Origin of the sequence: Mycobacterium sp. 050272 (assembly GCF_039023525.1) — a bacterium.
GTDB lineage: Bacteria > Actinomycetota > Actinomycetes > Mycobacteriales > Mycobacteriaceae > Mycobacterium.
In genome coordinates this window covers 225,871-243,488 of the sequence record NZ_JBCHKV010000001.1, presented here as the reverse complement: position 1 = coordinate 243,488, position 17,618 = coordinate 225,871, and the positions used below count along the sequence as shown (strand labels likewise).

Below are 17,618 nucleotides of genomic sequence, written 5' to 3'. Positions count from 1 at the left end.
AACCGGTCAGCGCGGGACGAATCGCGCGATAGCTAGCGAACAAAGGAGCATGCGGTGAGCGACGAGGGCCTCGACGTCCCTGGTGCCAACGACGCCGCACGCGACGGCGGTGACACCGACGACAGCACCAGCGGCGGTCGGACGGCCGTGGTGACCAAGCCTGTGGCGCGTCCGCAACGGCCAACGGGCAAGCGGTCCCGGCAGCGGGTGGCCGATGCCGGCGACGACGTCGACGTCGAGTCATCGGAGGAGAGCGAGGACTCCAAGGAGAAGTCTCCGGCCAAGAAGGCCGGAGCCGACAAGAAGGCCAAGAAGCCGAAGAAACCCGGGGACCGGACGGCCAACCCCCTCGTCTTCGTCTACAACTACCTCAAGCAGGTCGTTGCGGAGATGCGGAAGGTGATCTGGCCCAACCGCAAGCAGATGCTCACCTACACCTCCGTGGTGCTGGTGTTCCTCGCCTTCATGGTGGCGCTGGTCGGCCTGACTGATTTCGGCTTGACCAAGCTCGTGCTGCTGGTGTTCGGCTGAGCGTAGAGATAGAGAGGACTGAAAACCGTGACTACCTTCGACGGTGACACGTCCGCCGGTGAAGCGGTCGACGTAGAAGAGCCTGCCGAGGTCGTCGAGGCCCCTGAGACCACCGAGGAGCCCGCGGCCATCGAGGCCCCGGCAACCCCCGCGGAGTCGGCCGACGAGGCTGATCCGGCCGCTGCCCTGAAGGCGGAGCTGCGCAGCAAGCCCGGCGACTGGTACGTCATCCACTCTTACGCGGGATACGAGAACAAGGTGAAGGCCAACCTCGAAACCCGGGTGCAGAACCTCGATGTCGGCGACTACATCTTCCAGGTGGAGGTACCCACCGAAGAGGTCACCGAGATCAAGAACGGCCAGCGCAAGCAGGTCAACCGCAAGGTGCTGCCGGGTTACATCCTGGTGCGCATGGACCTGACCGACGACTCGTGGGCCGCGGTGCGCAACACCCCCGGCGTGACGGGATTCGTCGGCGCGACGTCGCGTCCCTCGGCGCTCAAGCTCGACGACGTGGTGAAGTTCCTGCTGCCGCCGGGTTCGGCGAAGAAGCCCGTCAAGGGTGGCACCACCGCTGCCGCCGCCACGACCGAGGCCGGTGGGCTGGAACGCCCGGTCGTTGAGGTCGACTACGAGGTGGGCGAATCGGTGACGGTCATGGACGGGCCGTTCGCGACGTTGCCGGCCACGATCAACGAGGTCAACGCCGAACAGCAGAAGCTCAAGGTGTTGGTGTCGATCTTCGGCCGCGAAACACCGGTGGAACTCACCTTTACCCAAGTCTCCAAGATCTAGCCAGCCATCCCGTTCGCGGGAACGGCTGGATGCATAAACCAGGAAGGAACGTCGAAATCTCATGGCCCCGAAGAAGAAGGTCGTTGGGCTGATCAAGCTCCAGATCGTGGCGGGACAGGCAAACCCTGCGCCGCCGGTGGGACCCGCGCTCGGCCAGCACGGTGTGAACATCATGGAGTTCTGCAAGGCATACAACGCCGCGACGGAAAGCCAGCGCGGCAACGTGATCCCGGTGGAGATCACGGTCTACGAAGACCGGAGCTTCACCTTCGCGCTCAAGACGCCGCCCGCCGCCAAGCTGCTGCTCAAGGCCGCCGGCGTCGGCAAGGGCTCGGCCGAACCGCACAAGACCAAGGTCGCCAAGGTCACCTGGGATCAGGTTCGCGAGATCGCCGAGACCAAGAAGACCGACCTCAATGCCAACGACATCGACGCTGCCGCCAAGATCATCGCCGGTACCGCCCGGTCGATGGGGATCACCGTCGAATAGGTCTGCATAACCCTCAGCTCCACCCCGTGGGAGGGCTGGCTTCGGCCCGAATTAACCACGACCCCAACACCAGATTGGATTGATCAATGAGCAAGAACAGCAAGGCATACCGCGCCGCCGCCGAAAAGGTGGATCGCGACAACCTGTACACCCCGCTGCAGGCCGCCAAGCTCGCCAAGGAGACCGCGTCGACCAAGCAGGACTCGACCGTCGAGGTGGCGATCCGGCTCGGCGTCGACCCGCGCAAGGCGGACCAGATGGTCCGCGGCACGGTCAACCTGCCGCACGGTACCGGTAAGACCGCCCGGGTCGCGGTGTTCGCCGTCGGCGACAAGGCCGAAGAGGCCACCGCCGCGGGTGCCGACGTGGTCGGCAGCGACGACCTGATCGAGAAGATCCAGGGCGGTTTCCTCGACTTCGACGCCGCGATCGCCACGCCGGACCAGATGGCCAAGGTCGGGCGCATCGCGCGCATCCTGGGCCCGCGCGGCCTGATGCCGAACCCCAAGACCGGCACGGTGACGCCCGACATCGCCAAGGCCGTCAACGACATCAAGGGCGGAAAGATCAACTTCCGCATCGACAAGCAGGCCAACCTGCACTTCGTGATCGGCAAGGCGTCGTTCGACGAGAAGAACCTCGCGGAGAACTACGGCGCCGCGATCGACGAGGTGCTGCGGCTCAAGCCGTCGTCGTCGAAGGGTCGTTACCTGAAGAAGATCACCGTGTCGACGACCACCGGCCCGGGCATTCCGGTCGACCCGGCCGTCACCCGCAACTTCACCGAAGCGTAGTCCCGGCCTCGCCGGGCTTGGAACGATCTGACGTTTTGCCCGCCTCATAGCGACAGCCGTTTGTCGCTCGGAGGCGGGCAAAATGCATGGAGCAACTTCTTGGGGGCCAGTGGGGCGGCTGTGACGGCGGTTGCTTTACCCACCGCACTCGGCGATACGTCGCCGCAGGAATTCGCGCCCCGGCTCAGAACCGTTAGAGTCCAACGCGATTCGATACCAGGTGAGTGCTTCGGTGGGCCGTCCGGCGCGCCGCAGCAGATCGGCTCTTACCGTCGCGACCAGATTCGAGTGGGTCAGTCGGGGATCACGCGCGGCTTCGTCCAGCGCGCGAAGCCCGGCGTCGGGGCCGTCGCGCAGGCCCACCGCCATAGCGCGGTTGGCGCGTGCCACCGGCGAACCCGTCAATTCCAGCAGCCGGTCGTAGGCCGCGCAGATGGTGACCCAGTCGGTCTGCTCCCATGACGGCGCCGTCGCGTGCACCGCGGCGATCACGGCCTGGGGCAGATAGGGTCCTGTCGAACCCTCGGCCAGCCGCAACCGGTGCAGGCCGCGCGCGACGCGGCCGCGGTCCCACTTGCCGCGGTCTTGGTCTTGCAGTGGCACCAGCATCCCGTTGTCGTCGATCCGCGTCGCTCGCCGAGAGTCGTGCAGCAGCGTCAGCGCGGCCAAGGCGTGGGCCTCGCGCTCGTCGGGCATCAGCGCGCACAACTCGCCGGCCAACCGGACGCCCTCGTCGCATAGTTCGTCGCGAATCGCCGACGAACCCCCAGTCGACCAATACCCCTCGGTGAACACCGAATAGATACAACCGAGTACATGCGGTGTCCGCTCGGGTAGCAGCTGTGCCGGCGGTACCCGCAGCGGGATGTTGGCGTGACGAATCTTGTTCTTGGCGCGCGTGATTCGTTGACCGACGGCGGTGTCTGTCTGCAACAGGGCCCGGGCGATCTCGGCGACGGTCAAGCCGGACACCAGCCGCAGCGTCAGCGCCAATTGCGATTGGCGGTCCAGCGCCGGATGGGCACAGGTGAACATCATCCGCAGTTCGTCGTCGCGAACCGGATGCGGGTCGGTGTGCTCGGTGCGTGCCCTGATCTCGTCCACGAAAGCCGCCAATTCCTTTCCGGGACGGACGGATTCGCGGCGCAGCCGATCCCGGGCACGGTTGCGGGCAACGGTTACCAGCCACCCGCCGGGGCGCTCAGGCACACCGTCACGGGGCCAGCTGCGCAGCGCCTCGGCGCAGGCCTCCTGGACGGCGTCTTCGGCGACGGTGAGGTCGCCGGACCAGCGCGCGAGCGCGGCGACGGCGGGACCCCATTCCCGGCGGAAGACGCCGTCCAGGTTGGTCATTGCGGGCGGTTAGAGTCCCGAGATTCCAGCGAGCTGCCGTAGCTGCACCGTCGAAGCGGGAATCATCGACGCGATCTTGATGGCCTCGTCGCGATCCGCGGCACCCAATAGGTAGATCCCGGTGGCGATTTCGGCGCCCTCCACGTAGGGCCCGTCGGTGATCAGGACCTCGCCGTCGCGCACCCGCACGGTCGTCGCGGTGGACCGATCGTGCAACGCGGCGCCGCCCACGATGTGATCGCCGGCGGCGGCGTGCAGGTCCGCGTGCTTGGCAGCCACCGCGTCCCATTCCGGCGTGCCGGGGGTGTGTGCCTTCTCGGCCGGTTCCAGCAGCAGCGCCAGCCAGTCGTTACCGGTGAGCGGGCGGGACGGTTCCAGCGCGTGGACCGCGGGCCACACCTCCACGGCCCCATAGCTGGCCAGCGGGATGTCGCGCGCCAAAGCCAGCGCCTCGTCGAGATTCTCCGCTTCGAACACGTAGTAGCCGCAGGCCACCTCGGCGGACTCGGCAAACGGGCCGTCGGTGACCACCCGGGTGTCGGGGCCGCCGGTGATGACCGCCGCGCCGGCCGCGGGTGCCAACGCGTCACCGGATTTGATCGCCGGGCCGGCTTTGGCGTGGAAGCTCTGCCACGCCGCCATCGCGGTGGCCGGGTCGTCGGGTGTGCGGTCCTGCTCTTTGCTGATCAACAGCGCGAAATACTGCATGTTCGTCACCTCCGATAGCGAGCGAAGCCTCGTGCTCCACTCTCTACCCATCCGACGAACGACGCAGCCCTAATCCGACAGCGCGCAGGAAATCGGGCCCAACGACGCCGCTACTGGGTTGAGGCGCCCGGCTTGAGGTAGGTCACCAGGCTGCAGTCCAGCATCTCGTCACCGAAGTAGTGCTCGCAGCCGCGCAGGTACTTCATGTAGCGGTCGTAGACCTCTTCGGACGTGACCTCGATGGCCTTGTCCTTGTTGGACTCCAGCGTGTCACCCCAGATGTGCAATGTCTTTACATAGTGTGACCGTAGCGAAAGTGGTTCGGGGACAACGAAACCCGCCTTCTCGCCGTGTTCGACCATCATCTCGGTGGTCGGCAGGCGGCCGCCCGGGAAGATCTCGGTGACGATGAACTTGATGAAGCGCACGGTCTCGAAGGTCAGCTTCTTGCCGCGGGCGTTCAGGTTGTACGGGTGATAGCTGACGCTGCTCTGCACGGTCATGCGGCCGTCGTCGGGCATGATGTCGAACGTCCGCTTGAAGAAGTCGTCGTAGTTCTCGTGCCCGAAGTGCTCGAACGCCTCGATCGAGACGATCCGGTCGACGGGCTCGTTGAAGTCTTCCCAGTTCAGCAACCGCACCTCACGGGAGCGGTTGGTGTCGATCGCACCCAGCACCTGCTCGCAGCGGGCGTGCTGATTCTTCGACAGGGTCAAGCCGATGACGTTGACGTCGTGGCGCTCCACGGCGCGGCGCATGGTGGTACCCCACCCGCAGCCGATGTCGAGCAGGGTCATGCCGGGCTTGAGGTCCAGCTTGTCCAGGTTGAGGTCGATCTTGGCGTATTGAGCCTCTTCGAGGGTCAGGTCGGACGGCTCGAAGTACGCGCAGCTGTAGGTTCGGGTGGGGTCCTGGAACAGGGCGAAGAAATCGTCGGAGACGTCGTAGTGCGCCTGGATGTCCTCCGAACGCGTTCGGATCTTCGTCGCACTAGTCGGTTGCTCTGCCATTTGCGTTTAGTCTCCTGAATTCACTGCTTTCAAACACGTTGCCCATCTTCGCCCGATTGACCAGCAACGATACCCACACCCGATCGGGCTGCTTAACTGTCGGTGGCGCTTGACGTGCGGCCCCCCGCGGCCCGACCCATCAGTCTACTTTTCCAGGGTGAACTGGTTGCAGTCGATATAGCCCATCCGGAACGCGTTTGCGCAGCCGGTCAGGAATTTCAGGTATCGCTCGTAGACCTCTTCGGACTGGATTTCGACGGCTTGGTCCTTATGAGCGGTGAGGGCATCGGCCCACAGGTCCAGGGTGCGGGCGAAGTCGGACTGCAGTGACTGGCGCCGGGTGACGTCGAAACCCGCCTTGACGCTGTGGTCCTGCACCTTCTCGATGGACGGCAGGCGGCCTCCCGGGAAGATGTCGGTCAGGATGAACCGGATGAACTTCGCCATCTCGATCGTCACCGGAATGCCGCGCTGCGTCATCTGCGTGGGATGCAAGGCGGTGATCGAATGCAGCAGCATCACCCCGTCGTCCGGCAGGACGCCGTAGGCGAATTCGAAGAAGTCGTCGTAGCGCTCGAAGCCGAAATGCTCGAGCGCTTCGATGATGACGATGCGGTCGACCTGCTCGGTGAAATCCGCCCAGTCGGTCAGCAGCACCCGGTGTGAGCGCTTGGAGTCGAGCGTGCCGAGCACCTGCTGGCAGTAGGCGTCCTGGTTCTTGGACAAGGTCACCCCGACGACATTGACGTCGTACTTCTCGACGGCGCGCTTCATCATCGAACCCCAGCCACAACCGATGTCGAGCAGGGTCATCCCCGGCTCCAGCGCCAGTTTGTCGAGTGTCAGATCCAGCTTCGCGACCTGCGCCTCGTGCAGCGTCATGCCCTCGTGGGGAAAGTATGCGCAGCTGTAAGTGCGGGTCGGATCCTGGAACAGGGCGAAGAATTCGTTCGATAGGTCGTAGTGCGCCCGGACATCGGCCTCGTTGGACCGCGTCCGCGTGGCACCCGCTGAACTTTCAGACATATGTCCCCCCGGTGGACATGGCTCCCGGCGGGGAGGCCATCTGGGGGACCCTACACCCGGCCGGACGTATCGCTCGGATTTGAGCTGCGATGCCGGCGGGTTTCTCGATCGGCGGCCCGCACCGGTCCGGAGCGGACGCGATCGCTACTTCTCCAGGGTGAATTGGTTGACGTCGATGTAGCCGACCCGGAACGCGTTGGCGCAGCCGGTCAGATATTTCATGTAGCGCTCGTAGACCTCTTCGGACTGGATCTCGATGGCCTCGTCCTTGTGCGATTCCAGCGCCGCTGCCCACAGATCGAGGGTCCTGGCGTAGTGCGGCTGCAGCGATTGGCGCCGGGTCAACCGGAAGCCGTGCTTCGACGAGTGGTCCTCCACCTTCTCGATGGAGGGCAGCCGCCCGCCCGGGAAGATCTCGGTGACGATGAACTTGATGAAACGGGCCATCTCGAACGTCAGCGGTATGCCCCGTTCGACGATCTGTGGCCCGGTCAATCCGGTGATCGTGTGCAGCAACATCACGCCGTCGTCGGGCAGCACGCTGTGGGCCATCGTGAAGAAGTCGTCGTAGCGGTCGTGGCCGAAGTGTTCGAACGCGCCGATCGACACGATGCGGTCCACGGGCTCGTCGAACTGCTCCCAGCCGGCCAGCAGCACTTGCTTGCTCCGGTTGTTGTCCATGGCGTCGAACGACTGTTGCACGTGCGCGGCCTGGTTCTTCGACAGCGTCAGGCCGACGACGTTCACGTCGTACTTCTCGACCGCGCGGCGCATCGTGGCACCCCAGCCGCAGCCGACGTCGAGCAGGGTCATGCCCGGTTGCAGGCCCAGCTTGCCCAGCGCCAGGTCGATCTTGGCGAGCTGGGCTTCTTCGAGCGTCATGTCGTCGCGTTCGAAGTAGGCGCAGCTGTAGGTCTGGCTGGGATCCAGGAATAGCCGGAAGAAGTCGTCGGACAGGTCGTAGTGCGCCTGCACATCGGCGAAGTGCGGTGTCAGTTTCCGAGCCATGTCCGTTTGCCTTCCTGACGAAAACGCACCTAAAGATACCCCGCGCATGCCCCGGGACCGACTATTCGATCCCGGTGGTCAGTGCCGGTGGGTTACTTCGCGAGCGTGAATTGGTTGACGTCGACGTAGCCTTGCCGGAATTTGTCGGCGCAACCGGTCAGGTATTTCATGTAGCGCTCGTAGACCTCTTCGGACTGGATCTCGATCGCCTCGTCCTTGCGCGCCCGCAAGGCCGCCGCCCACAGGTCCAGCGTCTTGGCGTAGTGCGGCTGCAGCGACTGGCGGCGAGTCAACGTGAAACCTGCATCGCGCGAATGTTCTTCCACCATAGGGATTTTCGGCAAACGCCCGCCGGGGAAGATCTCCCGCTGGATGAAGATGATGAAGCGCAGCAAGTCGATGGAGATGGGCAAGCCCAGGTCGATGATTTCCTGCTTGGTGAAGTCGGTGATGGTGTGCAGCAGCATCACACCGTCGCCGGGCAGCACGTGGTAGGCCATCTTGAAGAAGTCGCCGTAGCGGTCGTGGCCGAAGTGCTCGAACGCGCCGATCGACACGATGCGGTCCACCGGCTCGTCGAACTCTTCCCAGCCGGCCAGCAGCACGCGCTTGCTGCGGGGGTTGTCCATTTCGTCGAACGCCTTCTGCACGTGCGCGGCCTGGTTCTTCGACAGCGTCAGCCCGATCACGTTCACGTCGTACTTTTCGATCGCGCGGCGCATGGTGGCGCCCCATCCGCAGCCGACGTCGAGCAGCGTCATGCCGGGCCGAAGGCCCAGCTTGCCCAGCGACAAATCGATCTTGGCGAGCTGGGCTTGTTCCAGCGTCATGTCGTCGCGCTCGAAGTAGGCGCAGCTGTAGGTCTGGCTGGGATCCAGGAACAGCCGGTAGAAGTCGTCGGACAGGTCGTAGTGCGCCTGTACGTCGTCGAAGTGTGGTTCCAGTTTTTGAGCCATCAGCGTGCGCCCTCCCCGCAAAAACGCATCGAACATCCCCCGAGCCCGAGTGGGCAAAATTTTATTACTCAGCATCTGCCCGTATTGACGAACGGCGAAACCTCGCAGTTCAACCCGACTGTCATGTCGGGCGTGTCGCGCTACTTGGTCAGGGTGAACTGTCCGACATTGGAGATGCCTTTGCGGAAAAGGCCCGCGCAGCCGGTGAGGTAGCGCATGTAGCGGTCGTAGACCTCTTCGGACTGGATGGCGATGGCGCGCTCGCGATTGGCCTCCAGATTGGCGGCCCACATGTCCAGCGTCCGCACGTAGTGCGACTGCAGATATTGAGTCTGCTCAAGCGCGAAACCACTGGCTTGCGCGAGATCGACGATGTCGGGTTCACCGCACATCTGGCCGCCGGGGAAGATCTCCTTGCCGAGGAATCGCAGAAAGCGCAGATCGGTCATCGTGATCGGGATGCCGTGCTCTTTCCAGTACGACTGCGGATGGGTGAAGATGCTGTGCATCAGCAGCCGGCTGTTGTCAGGCAGCACCTCGTAGGCCCAGTCCCAGAACGCCGGCCACCGCTCTTTTTTGAACGCGTCGAAGGCCTCGAAGCTGATGATCCGGTCGACGTGTTCATCGAACTCTTCCCAGCCCTGCAGCCGGGCCTCGGCCCGGCGCGTGGTTCCCAGCGCGGCAAGACGAGATTTGCTGCGCTCGTAGTGATTTCGACTCAGTGTGATGCCGACGACATTGACGTCGTACTTCTCCACCGCACGGACCAGCGCTCCGCCCCAACCGCATCCGACGTCGAGCAGCGTCATTCCCGGCAAGAGCTTCAGCTTGTCCAGACCCAGATCCAGCTTGGCGAGCTGGGCCTCTTCCAGCGTCATGTCGTCGTTCTTGAAGTATGCGCAGGTGTAGACCATGTTGGGGTCCAAGAACAACGCGAAGAAGTCATCCGAAATGTCGTAGGTAGCCTGCGACTCTTCGTAATACGGCTTCAATTTCGCGACCATCGCGTCCTCCCAAGTATCAACGCTACAACTCTGTGAGCTCTCGTGCGAAAGTTGCGACGAACAAAAACAGCCTAAGCCGCCTGCTCGACTCCGGCTCAGCTGGCTTCGGCGAAATTGCTCGTCAAAACACCGATCACCGGATCCCACAGCTGCTGTGGCAGATCATGTCCCATTCCGTCCAATAACACCAATCGGGCCCCGCGTATTGCGCGCGCGATCGCACGTCCCCCGAAAGGCCGCATCAGCTTGTCGGACCGACCGTGGATGACGACCGTCGGTGCCTTGATGCGCCGGTCGTGGTGAAGCAGGCTGCCGCTGCCCAGGATCGCGCTGAACTGCCCGGCGATGCCCTGCGGGTAGTAGCTGCGGTCGTATCCTTCGGCGGCCTCCGCGCGAACCTGCTCGTCGGGAATGCGGTAACCCGGACTGCCGATGATCCTGCTCACCCGGACCGCATTGTCGAGGATCACGTCGCGGGGCGAGCTTGGCGGCGGACCTTTGATCAGCGCCAGCAATGCGCGCGGTGCCGGTGGGGGCAGGAACGCCGAATTGTTGCTCGAGAAGAGGACCCCGAGAGTCCTTGTGCGATGGGCGAATTGCGCGGCGAAGACCTGCGCGATCATCCCGCCCATCGATGCCCCGACGACGTGCGCCGCCTCGATGCCCAGATGGTCCAAGACCGCCGCCGCGTCGTCGGCCATGTCCTCGAGGGTGTACGTCGCCCTGCTGCGCAGGCCCACCCAGGAGCGGCCCAATCGCGTGACCAGCGACTGCCCGACGCTACGGCGCTCGGTCTTGCTGGACAGTCCGACATCCCGGTTGTCGTAACGGATTACCCGTAGGCCGTGGCCGACCAGCCGCTCGCAGAACTCGGTGCGCCACAGCAGCAGCTGGGCGCCGAGGCCCATGATCAACAACACCGGCGGGTCGTCGACGTCGCCCATGTCTTCGTAGTAGAGCTTCAGGTCGCTGGACGCGGGTCCGGCCGTCGCATAGCCGGTGCGGATCTCCACCTAGACCTCCACGTCGGAGGAATGCTCGCGGCTGACCTCGACCATGAAGTTGGCGAAGTACCCGGTGAGTTGCGGGTCCGACATCATCTGCCACTTCGGCGCGAGCAGCTTCATGTACCGCTCGACGTAGAGGAACTGCTTGCCGATCAACACCAACTCGCGCGGCAGCTTCACGTCGTAGGCATCGGCCAGCGTGGACAGCTGCCGGCCGATGTCGGCATACGACATGTCCCCCAGCGTCGACATGGTCAGCGGGGTGGCGAATCGCTCCAGGTCCTTGGCGGCCTGGGCTTCGGGCTTGACCGTGCCGACGGCTCCCATCAGCACGACGATCTTGCCGGCCGCGGCATGGTCCTTCTTGACCAGCAACGCGTACACCAATTCGCGCAGCAACCAACGGGTGCGCGGGTCGATGCGGCCCATGATGCCGAAGTCGAAGAACACGATGCGGCCCTGGTCGTCGACGTACAGGTTGCCCGCGTGCAGGTCGCCGTGGAACAACCCGTGCCGCAGCCCGCCCTCGAAAAGCGAGAACAGCAGCGCCTTCACCAGTTCGACGCCGTCGAACCCGGCCTTGCGGATGGCGGCGACGTCGTCGATGCGGATGCCCTGTACCCGCTCCATCGTCAGCACCCGATCGCTGGTGAAGTCCCAGTGCACGGTCGGCACCCGGATGTTGCGGCCCAGCGGCGACACGTGCAGATGCGAGACCCAGGCCTCCATCGACTGCGCCTCGAGACGGAAATTCAGCTCCTCGGCCAGGTTGGCGGAGAAGTCGGCGACCACGTCCTGTGCCGAGAGCCGGCGGCCCAGCTTGGCCAGCTCGACGGCCTGGGCGAAGCGTTTCAGGATCTGCAGGTCGGCGGCCACCCGGCGACGGATGCCCGGACGCTGGATCTTGACCACCACCTCCTCGCCGCTGTGCAGCGTGGCGTAGTGCACCTGTGCGATGGACGCCGAGGCGAACGGCGTCTCGTCCCACTTGGCGAACAGGTCGGCCGGGTCGGCGCCGAGCTCCTCGACGAACAGCTTGTGCACCTCTTCGGAGTCGGCCGGCGGGACCCGGTCCAGCAGGCCGCGGAATTCACGGGACAGCGACTCGCCGAACGCGCCCGGGCTGGACGCGATGATCTGGCCGAACTTCACATACGTCGGCCCCAGGTCGGCGAAGGTCTGGGGGAGCTGCTTGATCACCTTCTGCTGCCACGGGCCTCGGCCCGGCAGCTTGGTGACGACGCGAGCGGCGGAGCGAGTGACCTGCCAACCGGTGACCGCGACTCGGGCCGCTTCGATCGGCAACGGCACCCGGTCGAGCTTGGCCACGTCTCGGTGTTTGGTAGAGCTCATCCCAGCAGTCTGCCAAACCGGAGCTGCCAAGGCCCAATTCGCTGTCCGGTGAGCAGGCGTTTTACCGATCCGGCCCGGTGCTCCACGGCGTGACCCACCCCTCGATTGCCCAGCCTTCCAATCCCGCGATCAGGTCGTACATCGTGGCTCCGTCGATGGTCTCCCGGACGATGTCGGCGTGCCCCGCGTGGCGGGCCAGCTCGTTGATGACGTGCAGGATCACCCACCGCACCGACCAGGCATCCAGGTCCTTGGGAAACCACGGAACATCGTGTGGCACCGGCACCGGGGCGTCGAGGTCGGCGGTTTCCACCAGGCGCAGCGACGCCGCGTTCTGTTCCGTGAAATCCCGCAGCAACCCGTCCAGCGTCTCGTCGGGCCGCATTACGTGCTGGTCCGCGAACGCCTCGGCGTCGAACGGCCGGGGATCTTTCGGCGCCGCCTCCGGTGCGGCCGCGACCCGTGCCATCCAGCTGCGTTGCATCCGTGTGACGTGCTTGACCAGCCCACCGACCGACAGTGCGCTGGCCGACGGTGACGAGCGGGCCTGCTCGTCGGTGAGGCCGTAGGACACCGCGAAGTAGGAGCTTTGGTGGAACGCCAGGTATTCGCGCAGGGCGCTGCGCTCGTCGGTTACCGGCGCGGCGAGGGCTGGCATGATCAATCCTCCTGGTTGACGGTTGGTCGATGTGCGCAACGTCGCACAGGCCAAGTTTTCCAGCTACCGGTGACAGCTTTGCGCTGCGCCGACGGCTTAACCCCCGGTGCCGGGCCGTCGCGCGTTAAGGTGCGGGCATGCAGCTGATTTCGGCGCAGTCGACCGAACTATTCGTCGGGCCGCACGACACGCCGCTACAGCTGGCCCGGGTCGCTGTCGAGGGGGTGACCGGGCCGACGCCGCTAGCCATCGACGGCGACGGTCTGCACGGCGAGGCGATCGCCGAGGCCGGCGCGGAGACCGTTGAGATCGTGGTGACCGTGCGGCGCCCGATCGTCGGCGAGCGCCGGCCCGCTCGGGTGCACGCCGGCGACAACAGTGTTGCGTTCGAGTTCACCGTCGCCGAACCGGGCTGGACGATGTTCATGGTCAGCCATTTCCATTACGACCCGGTGTGGTGGAACACGCAGGGTGCCTACACCAGTGAATGGCGAGAAGACCCGCCGGGCAAAGGCCGGCAGACCAACGGTTTCGAACTGGTGCACGCGCATCTGGAAATGGCTCGCCGCGAGCCCGAGTACAAATTCGTGCTGGCCGAGGTGGACTACCTCAAGCCGTACTGGGACACCCACCCCGAAGACCGCGCCGATCTGCGCCGCTTCATCGCCCAAGGCCGGGTCGAGATCATGGGCGGCACCTACAACGAACCCAACACCAACCTCACCAGCCCCGAGACGACGATCCGAAACCTGGTGCACGGCATTGGTTTTCAGCGTGAGGTGCTGGGCGCCGATCCGGCCACGGCTTGGCAGCTCGACGTGTTCGGCCACGACCCGCAGTTCCCCGGGATGGCTGCCGATGCCGGGCTGACGTCGAGTTCATGGGCCCGCGGACCACACCACCAGTGGGGCCCGACGCACTCGGGCGGTGTCGAGGGTATGCAGTTCTGCAGCGAGTTCGAATGGATTTCTCCGTCGGGGCGCGGGCTGCTCACGCACTACATGCCGGCGCATTACGGGGCCGGCTGGGGGATGGATTCGTCGGCATCGCTGGCCGAGGCGCGCGACGCTACCTATGCGGTGTTCGACCAGCTCAAGAGGGTCGCGTTGACTCGCAACGTGCTGTTGCCGGTGGGCACCGACTACACCCCGCCGAACAAGTGGGTCACCGAAATCCACCGCGACTGGGCCGCGCGCTACACCTGGCCGCGGTTCGTGTGCGCGCTGCCGAAGGAGTTCTTCGCCGCGGTGCGTGCCGAGCTGGACGAGCGAGGGTCGGTGCCGTCCCCGCAGACGCGCGACATGAACCCGATCTACACCGGCAAGGACGTCTCCTACATCGACACCAAACAAGCCAACCGCGCCGCCGAAAACGCGGTCCTCGACGCCGAGCGCTACGCGGTGTTCGCCGCGCTGCTGACCGGCGCCGACTACCCGCAGGCCGCGCTGGCCAAGGCGTGGGTGCAGCTGGCCTACGGCGCGCATCATGACGCGATCACCGGCTCGGAATCCGACCAGGTCTACCTCGACCTGCTGACCGGTTGGCGTGACGCGTGGGAGCTGGGCAGCGCGGCCCGCGACAACTCCCTGGCGCTGTTGTCGAGTGCGTTGCGTCCTGCGGCCGGTGACGTGGTCGTCTGGAATTCGCTGACGCATCGGCGCACCGACATCGTCACCGCGCGGGTTGATCCGCCGCTGCCCGCCGGGGTGCGGGTGCGCGACGCCGACGGCGCCGAGTTACCCGCGATGGTCGAGCACGACGGGCGGTCGGTCACCTGGCTCGCCCGCGACATCCCGTCGCTGGGCTGGCGGTCGTATCGGCTGATTGCGGCCGATGCGGCGACCGGCTGGGAATCGCTGGCCGGACACCAGATCCAAAACGAGCACTACCGGTTGACGGTCGATCCGGCCCGGGGTGGGGCGGTGGTGTCGTTGGTTCACGATGGCCGTGAGCTGATCGCGGACGGGCGGGTGGGCAACGAGCTCGCCGTCTACGACGAATACCCGGCTCACCCGACGCAGGGCGAGGGACCTTGGCATCTGCTGCCCAAGGGGCCGGTGGTGGGCTCCTCGGAATCGCCCGCGCAGGTGCAGGCTTACCGCGGGCCGCTCGGTCAGCGGCTGGTCGTGCACGGCCGGATAAGCGAATTGCTCCGCTACACACAGACATTGACGCTGTGGAATGGTGTGGCGCGAGTGGACTGCCGCACCACGATCGACGACTTCACCGGCGCGGATCGCCTGCTGCGGCTGCGCTGGCCTTGTCCGGTGCCGGGCGCCATGCCGGTCAGCGAGGTGGGCGACGCCGTCGTCGGCCGCGGTTTCGCGTTGCTGCACGACGGACCCGAATCGGTGGACACCGAGCACTTGCCGTGGACGTTGGACAACCCGGCCTACAGCTGGTTCGGCCTATCGTCGGCTGCGCGGGTTAGGTTGGGAAGCAACGATATTCGCGCGCTGTCCGTGGCCGAGGTGGTGTCGCCGTCGGAAGCATCGTCGGGACCGTTGGCGCGCGAGCTGATGGTCGCCCTGGTCCGCGCCGGCGTGACGGCTACCTGCAGCGGCGCGGACCGGCCGCGCTACGGCAACCTCGCGGTCGACTCCAACCTGCCCGACGTTCGCATCGCGCTGGGCGGGCCTGACCGCAACGCCTTCACCAAAGCGGTGCTCGCCGAAGCCGATCCGGAGTACGCCAAGGAACTCGAGCGCCAGCTGTCGAAGCGGGGCCGGGCCAGGGTGTGGGTGCCCGCGGCGAAGTCATTAACGCAGGCGTGGGTGCCGGGAGTCGACCTGAGCGGGGTGCGCGTGCTGCCCGTGTTGGTGATCGACGGCAGCGACGAGAAGCGGCTCGACGCCGAAATAGCCGCGGTGGCAGACGATCTCGACGACGCTGAGATCGTCGTCAAACAGCGCGCCGCGTCAGGCGCGGAAGCCTTCGAATCCCGCACGGTCGCATTGCTCAACCGCGGCGTGCCGAGCTTCGCCGTCGACACCGAAGGCACGCTGCACACTGCGCTGTTACGGTCCTGCACCGGCTGGCCGTCGGGCACCTGGATCGACGAACCACGCCGCACCGCGCCCGACGGGTCAAACTTCCAACTGCAGCACTGGACACACCATTTCGACTACGCGCTCACCAGCGGCGACGGCGACTGGCGGCACGCCGACATCCCGAACCGCAGCGCGCAGTTCTCCCATCCGCTGCGCGCCGTCTTCCCCGATCAACGGCGAGGCGAGCTGGCGTCCACCGGGTCGATGCTGCGCGTCGAGCCCGACGACACCGTGCAGCTCGGTGCGTTCAAGGCGGCCGGCAACCCGCTGACGGCCGGTCGCGCCGAGCCCGTCGACCCCGGCGCGGTCACGCTGCGGCTGGTCGAAACCACCGGCGCGCGCACCCGCGTCTCGCTCAACTCCACGCTCGGCAAGCTGGGCTCGCTACACCTCGCCGACCTGCTGGAGAATCCGCAGGGGCGCAAGCGATCGATCGAGCTGCACGGCTACCAGGTCGCCACCGTGCTGGCCCGGCTCGAGATCCCCAAGGCATTCGACGAGCCCAGCGCGCTGGCCCCGGAAGCCGAGACCGCCCAGCCGTTGTACGCGCGCTATTGGCTGCACAATCGCGGGCCCGCGCCGCTGGGCGGGCTGCCGGCCGTCGCGCACCTGCATCCCCAGCGGGCGAGCGCCGAGCCGAGCGGCGAGCTGACCCTGCGGCTCACCGCGGCCAGCGACTGCACCGACACCGAGCTGCACGGCGTGGTCGCGCTCGCGTGCCCGGACGGCTGGTCCGCGAAACCCGCCGAGCTCCCACTGCGGCTCGGCAGCGGCGAGCACCGGGAGGCCGACGTGGTGCTGACGATCCCGGCCGATGCCGCGCCCGGGCTCTATCCGGTCCGGGCGCAGCTGCGCCTCCTCGGCGACCACATCCCGGCCGCCTGGCAGCAGACCGTGGAGGACGTGAGCATCGTCGAAGTCGGCGCCGACCAGGACACCGAGCTGATCTACCTCGTCGACGGGCCCGAGGAGATCTCACTGCGGGCCGGCGAGACGGGCCGGGTGGCCGTGACGATCGGCAGTCACGGTGCGGCAGACCTGTCGGCCGAGGCCCATCTGATCAGCCCCTGGGGAACCTGGGAATGGATCGGCCCGGCCTCGGTCGGTGCGGTGCTGCCGGCCCGGGGCACCGTCGAGTTCGGCTTCGACGTCAGCCCACCACCGTGGCTGGAACCCGGTCAATGGTGGGCACTGATCCGGGTGGGCTGTGCGGGACGGCTGGTCTACTCGCCGGCGGTGCGGGTGACCGTGACATGAGCCTGCACCCGGTCGCCACCGTCGCGGGCGCGCCCGTCGCGGTTGAGGAGGTCGACGCGGCCGAGGCGCGATTGCGCAGCGGCCCACACGCGGCGGCGCTGCCCGCGCGCGGCACCAGCGAGGGCCGCCAGCTGCGGCGCTGGCTCACGCAACTTCTGGTGACCGAACGCGTGGTCGACGCCGAGGTGGCCGCCCGCGGATTGAGCGTCGCCGACGCGCCGGCCGAGGCCGAGCTGCTGCCCGACGTGACGGCCCGGCTGGAGATCGGCAGTGTGGCTGCGGCGGCGCTGGCGGACCCCCGGGCGCGAGCGCTGTTCGTCGACGTGACGGCCGCGGTCCGGATCAGCGATCAACAGGTGGCCGACTATCACGCCCGCAATCCGCTGCGGTTCGCCGCGGCGAGCCCCGACCGCCACGGCTGGCGCGCGCCGTCGACTGTCGAGCCGCCGCTGGTGCAGGTGCGCTCCGCGGTCGCCGAGCATCTGCGCGGCGCCGCGCGCCGGCGCGCGTTTCGGCTGTGGCTGGACGAGCGCCGCGCCGCCCTGGTTCAGCTCGCCGCGGGCTACGAGCATCCCGGTGACCCCCGCCAACCCGACAACACCCATCGGCACTGATCGG

16 protein-coding genes are annotated in these 17,618 nt (G+C 66.3%); 6 read left to right on the top strand and 10 right to left on the bottom strand.

Annotated features, from left to right (window positions below; all coding sequences use genetic code 11):
- Positions 1 to 54: 54 nt before the first annotated feature.
- From secE to rplA, 4 genes are all read left to right on the top strand, one after another.
- Positions 55 to 531, top strand: coding sequence for a preprotein translocase subunit SecE (secE, locus tag AAHS21_RS01170; RefSeq protein WP_342925906.1), 477 nt, complete (start codon positions 55 to 57; stop codon positions 529 to 531).
- Between the two features lie 27 nt (positions 532 to 558).
- Positions 559 to 1,326, top strand: a complete 768-nt coding sequence (gene nusG, locus AAHS21_RS01165; protein ID WP_096284679.1) for a transcription termination/antitermination protein NusG — start codon at positions 559 to 561, stop codon at positions 1,324 to 1,326.
- 61 nt (positions 1,327 to 1,387) lie between these two features.
- On the top strand, positions 1,388 to 1,816 hold the full coding sequence (gene rplK, locus AAHS21_RS01160; protein WP_090600218.1) for a 50S ribosomal protein L11: 429 nt from the start codon (positions 1,388 to 1,390) through the stop codon (positions 1,814 to 1,816).
- Positions 1,817 to 1,902: 86 nt separating this feature from the next.
- Positions 1,903 to 2,610 (top strand): 50S ribosomal protein L1, encoded by a 708-nt coding sequence (rplA, locus tag AAHS21_RS01155; RefSeq protein ID WP_096284683.1) that lies wholly within the window; start codon positions 1,903 to 1,905, stop codon positions 2,608 to 2,610.
- A 135-nt stretch (positions 2,611 to 2,745) separates the two neighbouring features.
- On the opposite strand, the gene AAHS21_RS01150 is transcribed toward rplA, so the two are convergent.
- From AAHS21_RS01150 to AAHS21_RS01105, 10 genes are all read right to left on the bottom strand, one after another.
- Positions 2,746 to 3,963: a sigma-70 family RNA polymerase sigma factor gene (locus AAHS21_RS01150; protein ID WP_342925905.1), complete on the bottom strand. Its 1,218-nt coding sequence runs from the start codon at positions 3,961 to 3,963 to the stop codon at positions 2,746 to 2,748.
- Between the two features lie 9 nt (positions 3,964 to 3,972).
- A complete protein-coding gene (locus AAHS21_RS01145) occupies positions 3,973 to 4,671 on the bottom strand; it encodes a YciI family protein (RefSeq protein ID WP_342925904.1) in 699 nt (232 codons plus the stop codon).
- 110 nt (positions 4,672 to 4,781) lie between these two features.
- A complete protein-coding gene (mmaA4, locus tag AAHS21_RS01140) occupies positions 4,782 to 5,681 on the bottom strand; it encodes a hydroxymycolate synthase MmaA4 (protein WP_342925903.1) in 900 nt (299 codons plus the stop codon).
- Positions 5,682 to 5,825: 144 nt separating this feature from the next.
- Entirely contained in the window at positions 5,826 to 6,707 is an 882-nt protein-coding gene (locus AAHS21_RS01135) for a cyclopropane mycolic acid synthase family methyltransferase (protein WP_342925902.1), read from the bottom strand.
- A 144-nt stretch (positions 6,708 to 6,851) separates the two neighbouring features.
- On the bottom strand, positions 6,852 to 7,715 hold the full coding sequence (gene mmaA2, locus AAHS21_RS01130) for a cyclopropane mycolic acid synthase MmaA2 (RefSeq protein WP_342925901.1): 864 nt from the start codon (positions 7,713 to 7,715) through the stop codon (positions 6,852 to 6,854).
- Between the two features lie 92 nt (positions 7,716 to 7,807).
- Entirely contained in the window at positions 7,808 to 8,671 is an 864-nt protein-coding gene (locus tag AAHS21_RS01125) for a cyclopropane mycolic acid synthase family methyltransferase (RefSeq protein ID WP_342925900.1), read from the bottom strand.
- A 140-nt stretch (positions 8,672 to 8,811) separates the two neighbouring features.
- Positions 8,812 to 9,675, bottom strand: coding sequence for a cyclopropane mycolic acid synthase family methyltransferase (locus AAHS21_RS01120; RefSeq protein WP_342925899.1), 864 nt, complete (start codon positions 9,673 to 9,675; stop codon positions 8,812 to 8,814).
- 95 nt (positions 9,676 to 9,770) lie between these two features.
- Positions 9,771 to 10,688, bottom strand: a complete 918-nt coding sequence (locus AAHS21_RS01115; protein ID WP_342925898.1) for an alpha/beta fold hydrolase — start codon at positions 10,686 to 10,688, stop codon at positions 9,771 to 9,773.
- The gene (locus AAHS21_RS01110; RefSeq protein WP_342925897.1) at positions 10,689 to 12,035 is read right to left on the bottom strand and encodes an AarF/ABC1/UbiB kinase family protein; all 1,347 of its coding nucleotides are present in this window, start codon (positions 12,033 to 12,035) and stop codon (positions 10,689 to 10,691) included.
- Positions 12,036 to 12,096: 61 nt separating this feature from the next.
- On the bottom strand, positions 12,097 to 12,693 hold the full coding sequence (locus AAHS21_RS01105; protein WP_342925896.1) for a DinB family protein: 597 nt from the start codon (positions 12,691 to 12,693) through the stop codon (positions 12,097 to 12,099).
- A 137-nt stretch (positions 12,694 to 12,830) separates the two neighbouring features.
- Between AAHS21_RS01105 and AAHS21_RS01100 the strand changes: the two genes are divergently transcribed.
- Together AAHS21_RS01100 and AAHS21_RS01095 are read left to right on the top strand one after the other, a co-directional pair.
- Positions 12,831 to 17,000 (top strand): NEW3 domain-containing protein, encoded by a 4,170-nt coding sequence (locus tag AAHS21_RS01100; protein ID WP_342925895.1) that lies wholly within the window; start codon positions 12,831 to 12,833, stop codon positions 16,998 to 17,000.
- Positions 16,997 to 17,614 carry a malonyl CoA-ACP transacylase gene (locus AAHS21_RS01095; RefSeq protein WP_342925894.1) on the top strand — a complete coding sequence of 206 codons (618 nt, stop codon included), beginning with the start codon at positions 16,997 to 16,999 and terminating at the stop codon, positions 17,612 to 17,614. The genes AAHS21_RS01100 and AAHS21_RS01095 overlap by 4 nt, the downstream gene beginning before the upstream one ends.
- Positions 17,615 to 17,618 lie beyond the last annotated feature (4 nt).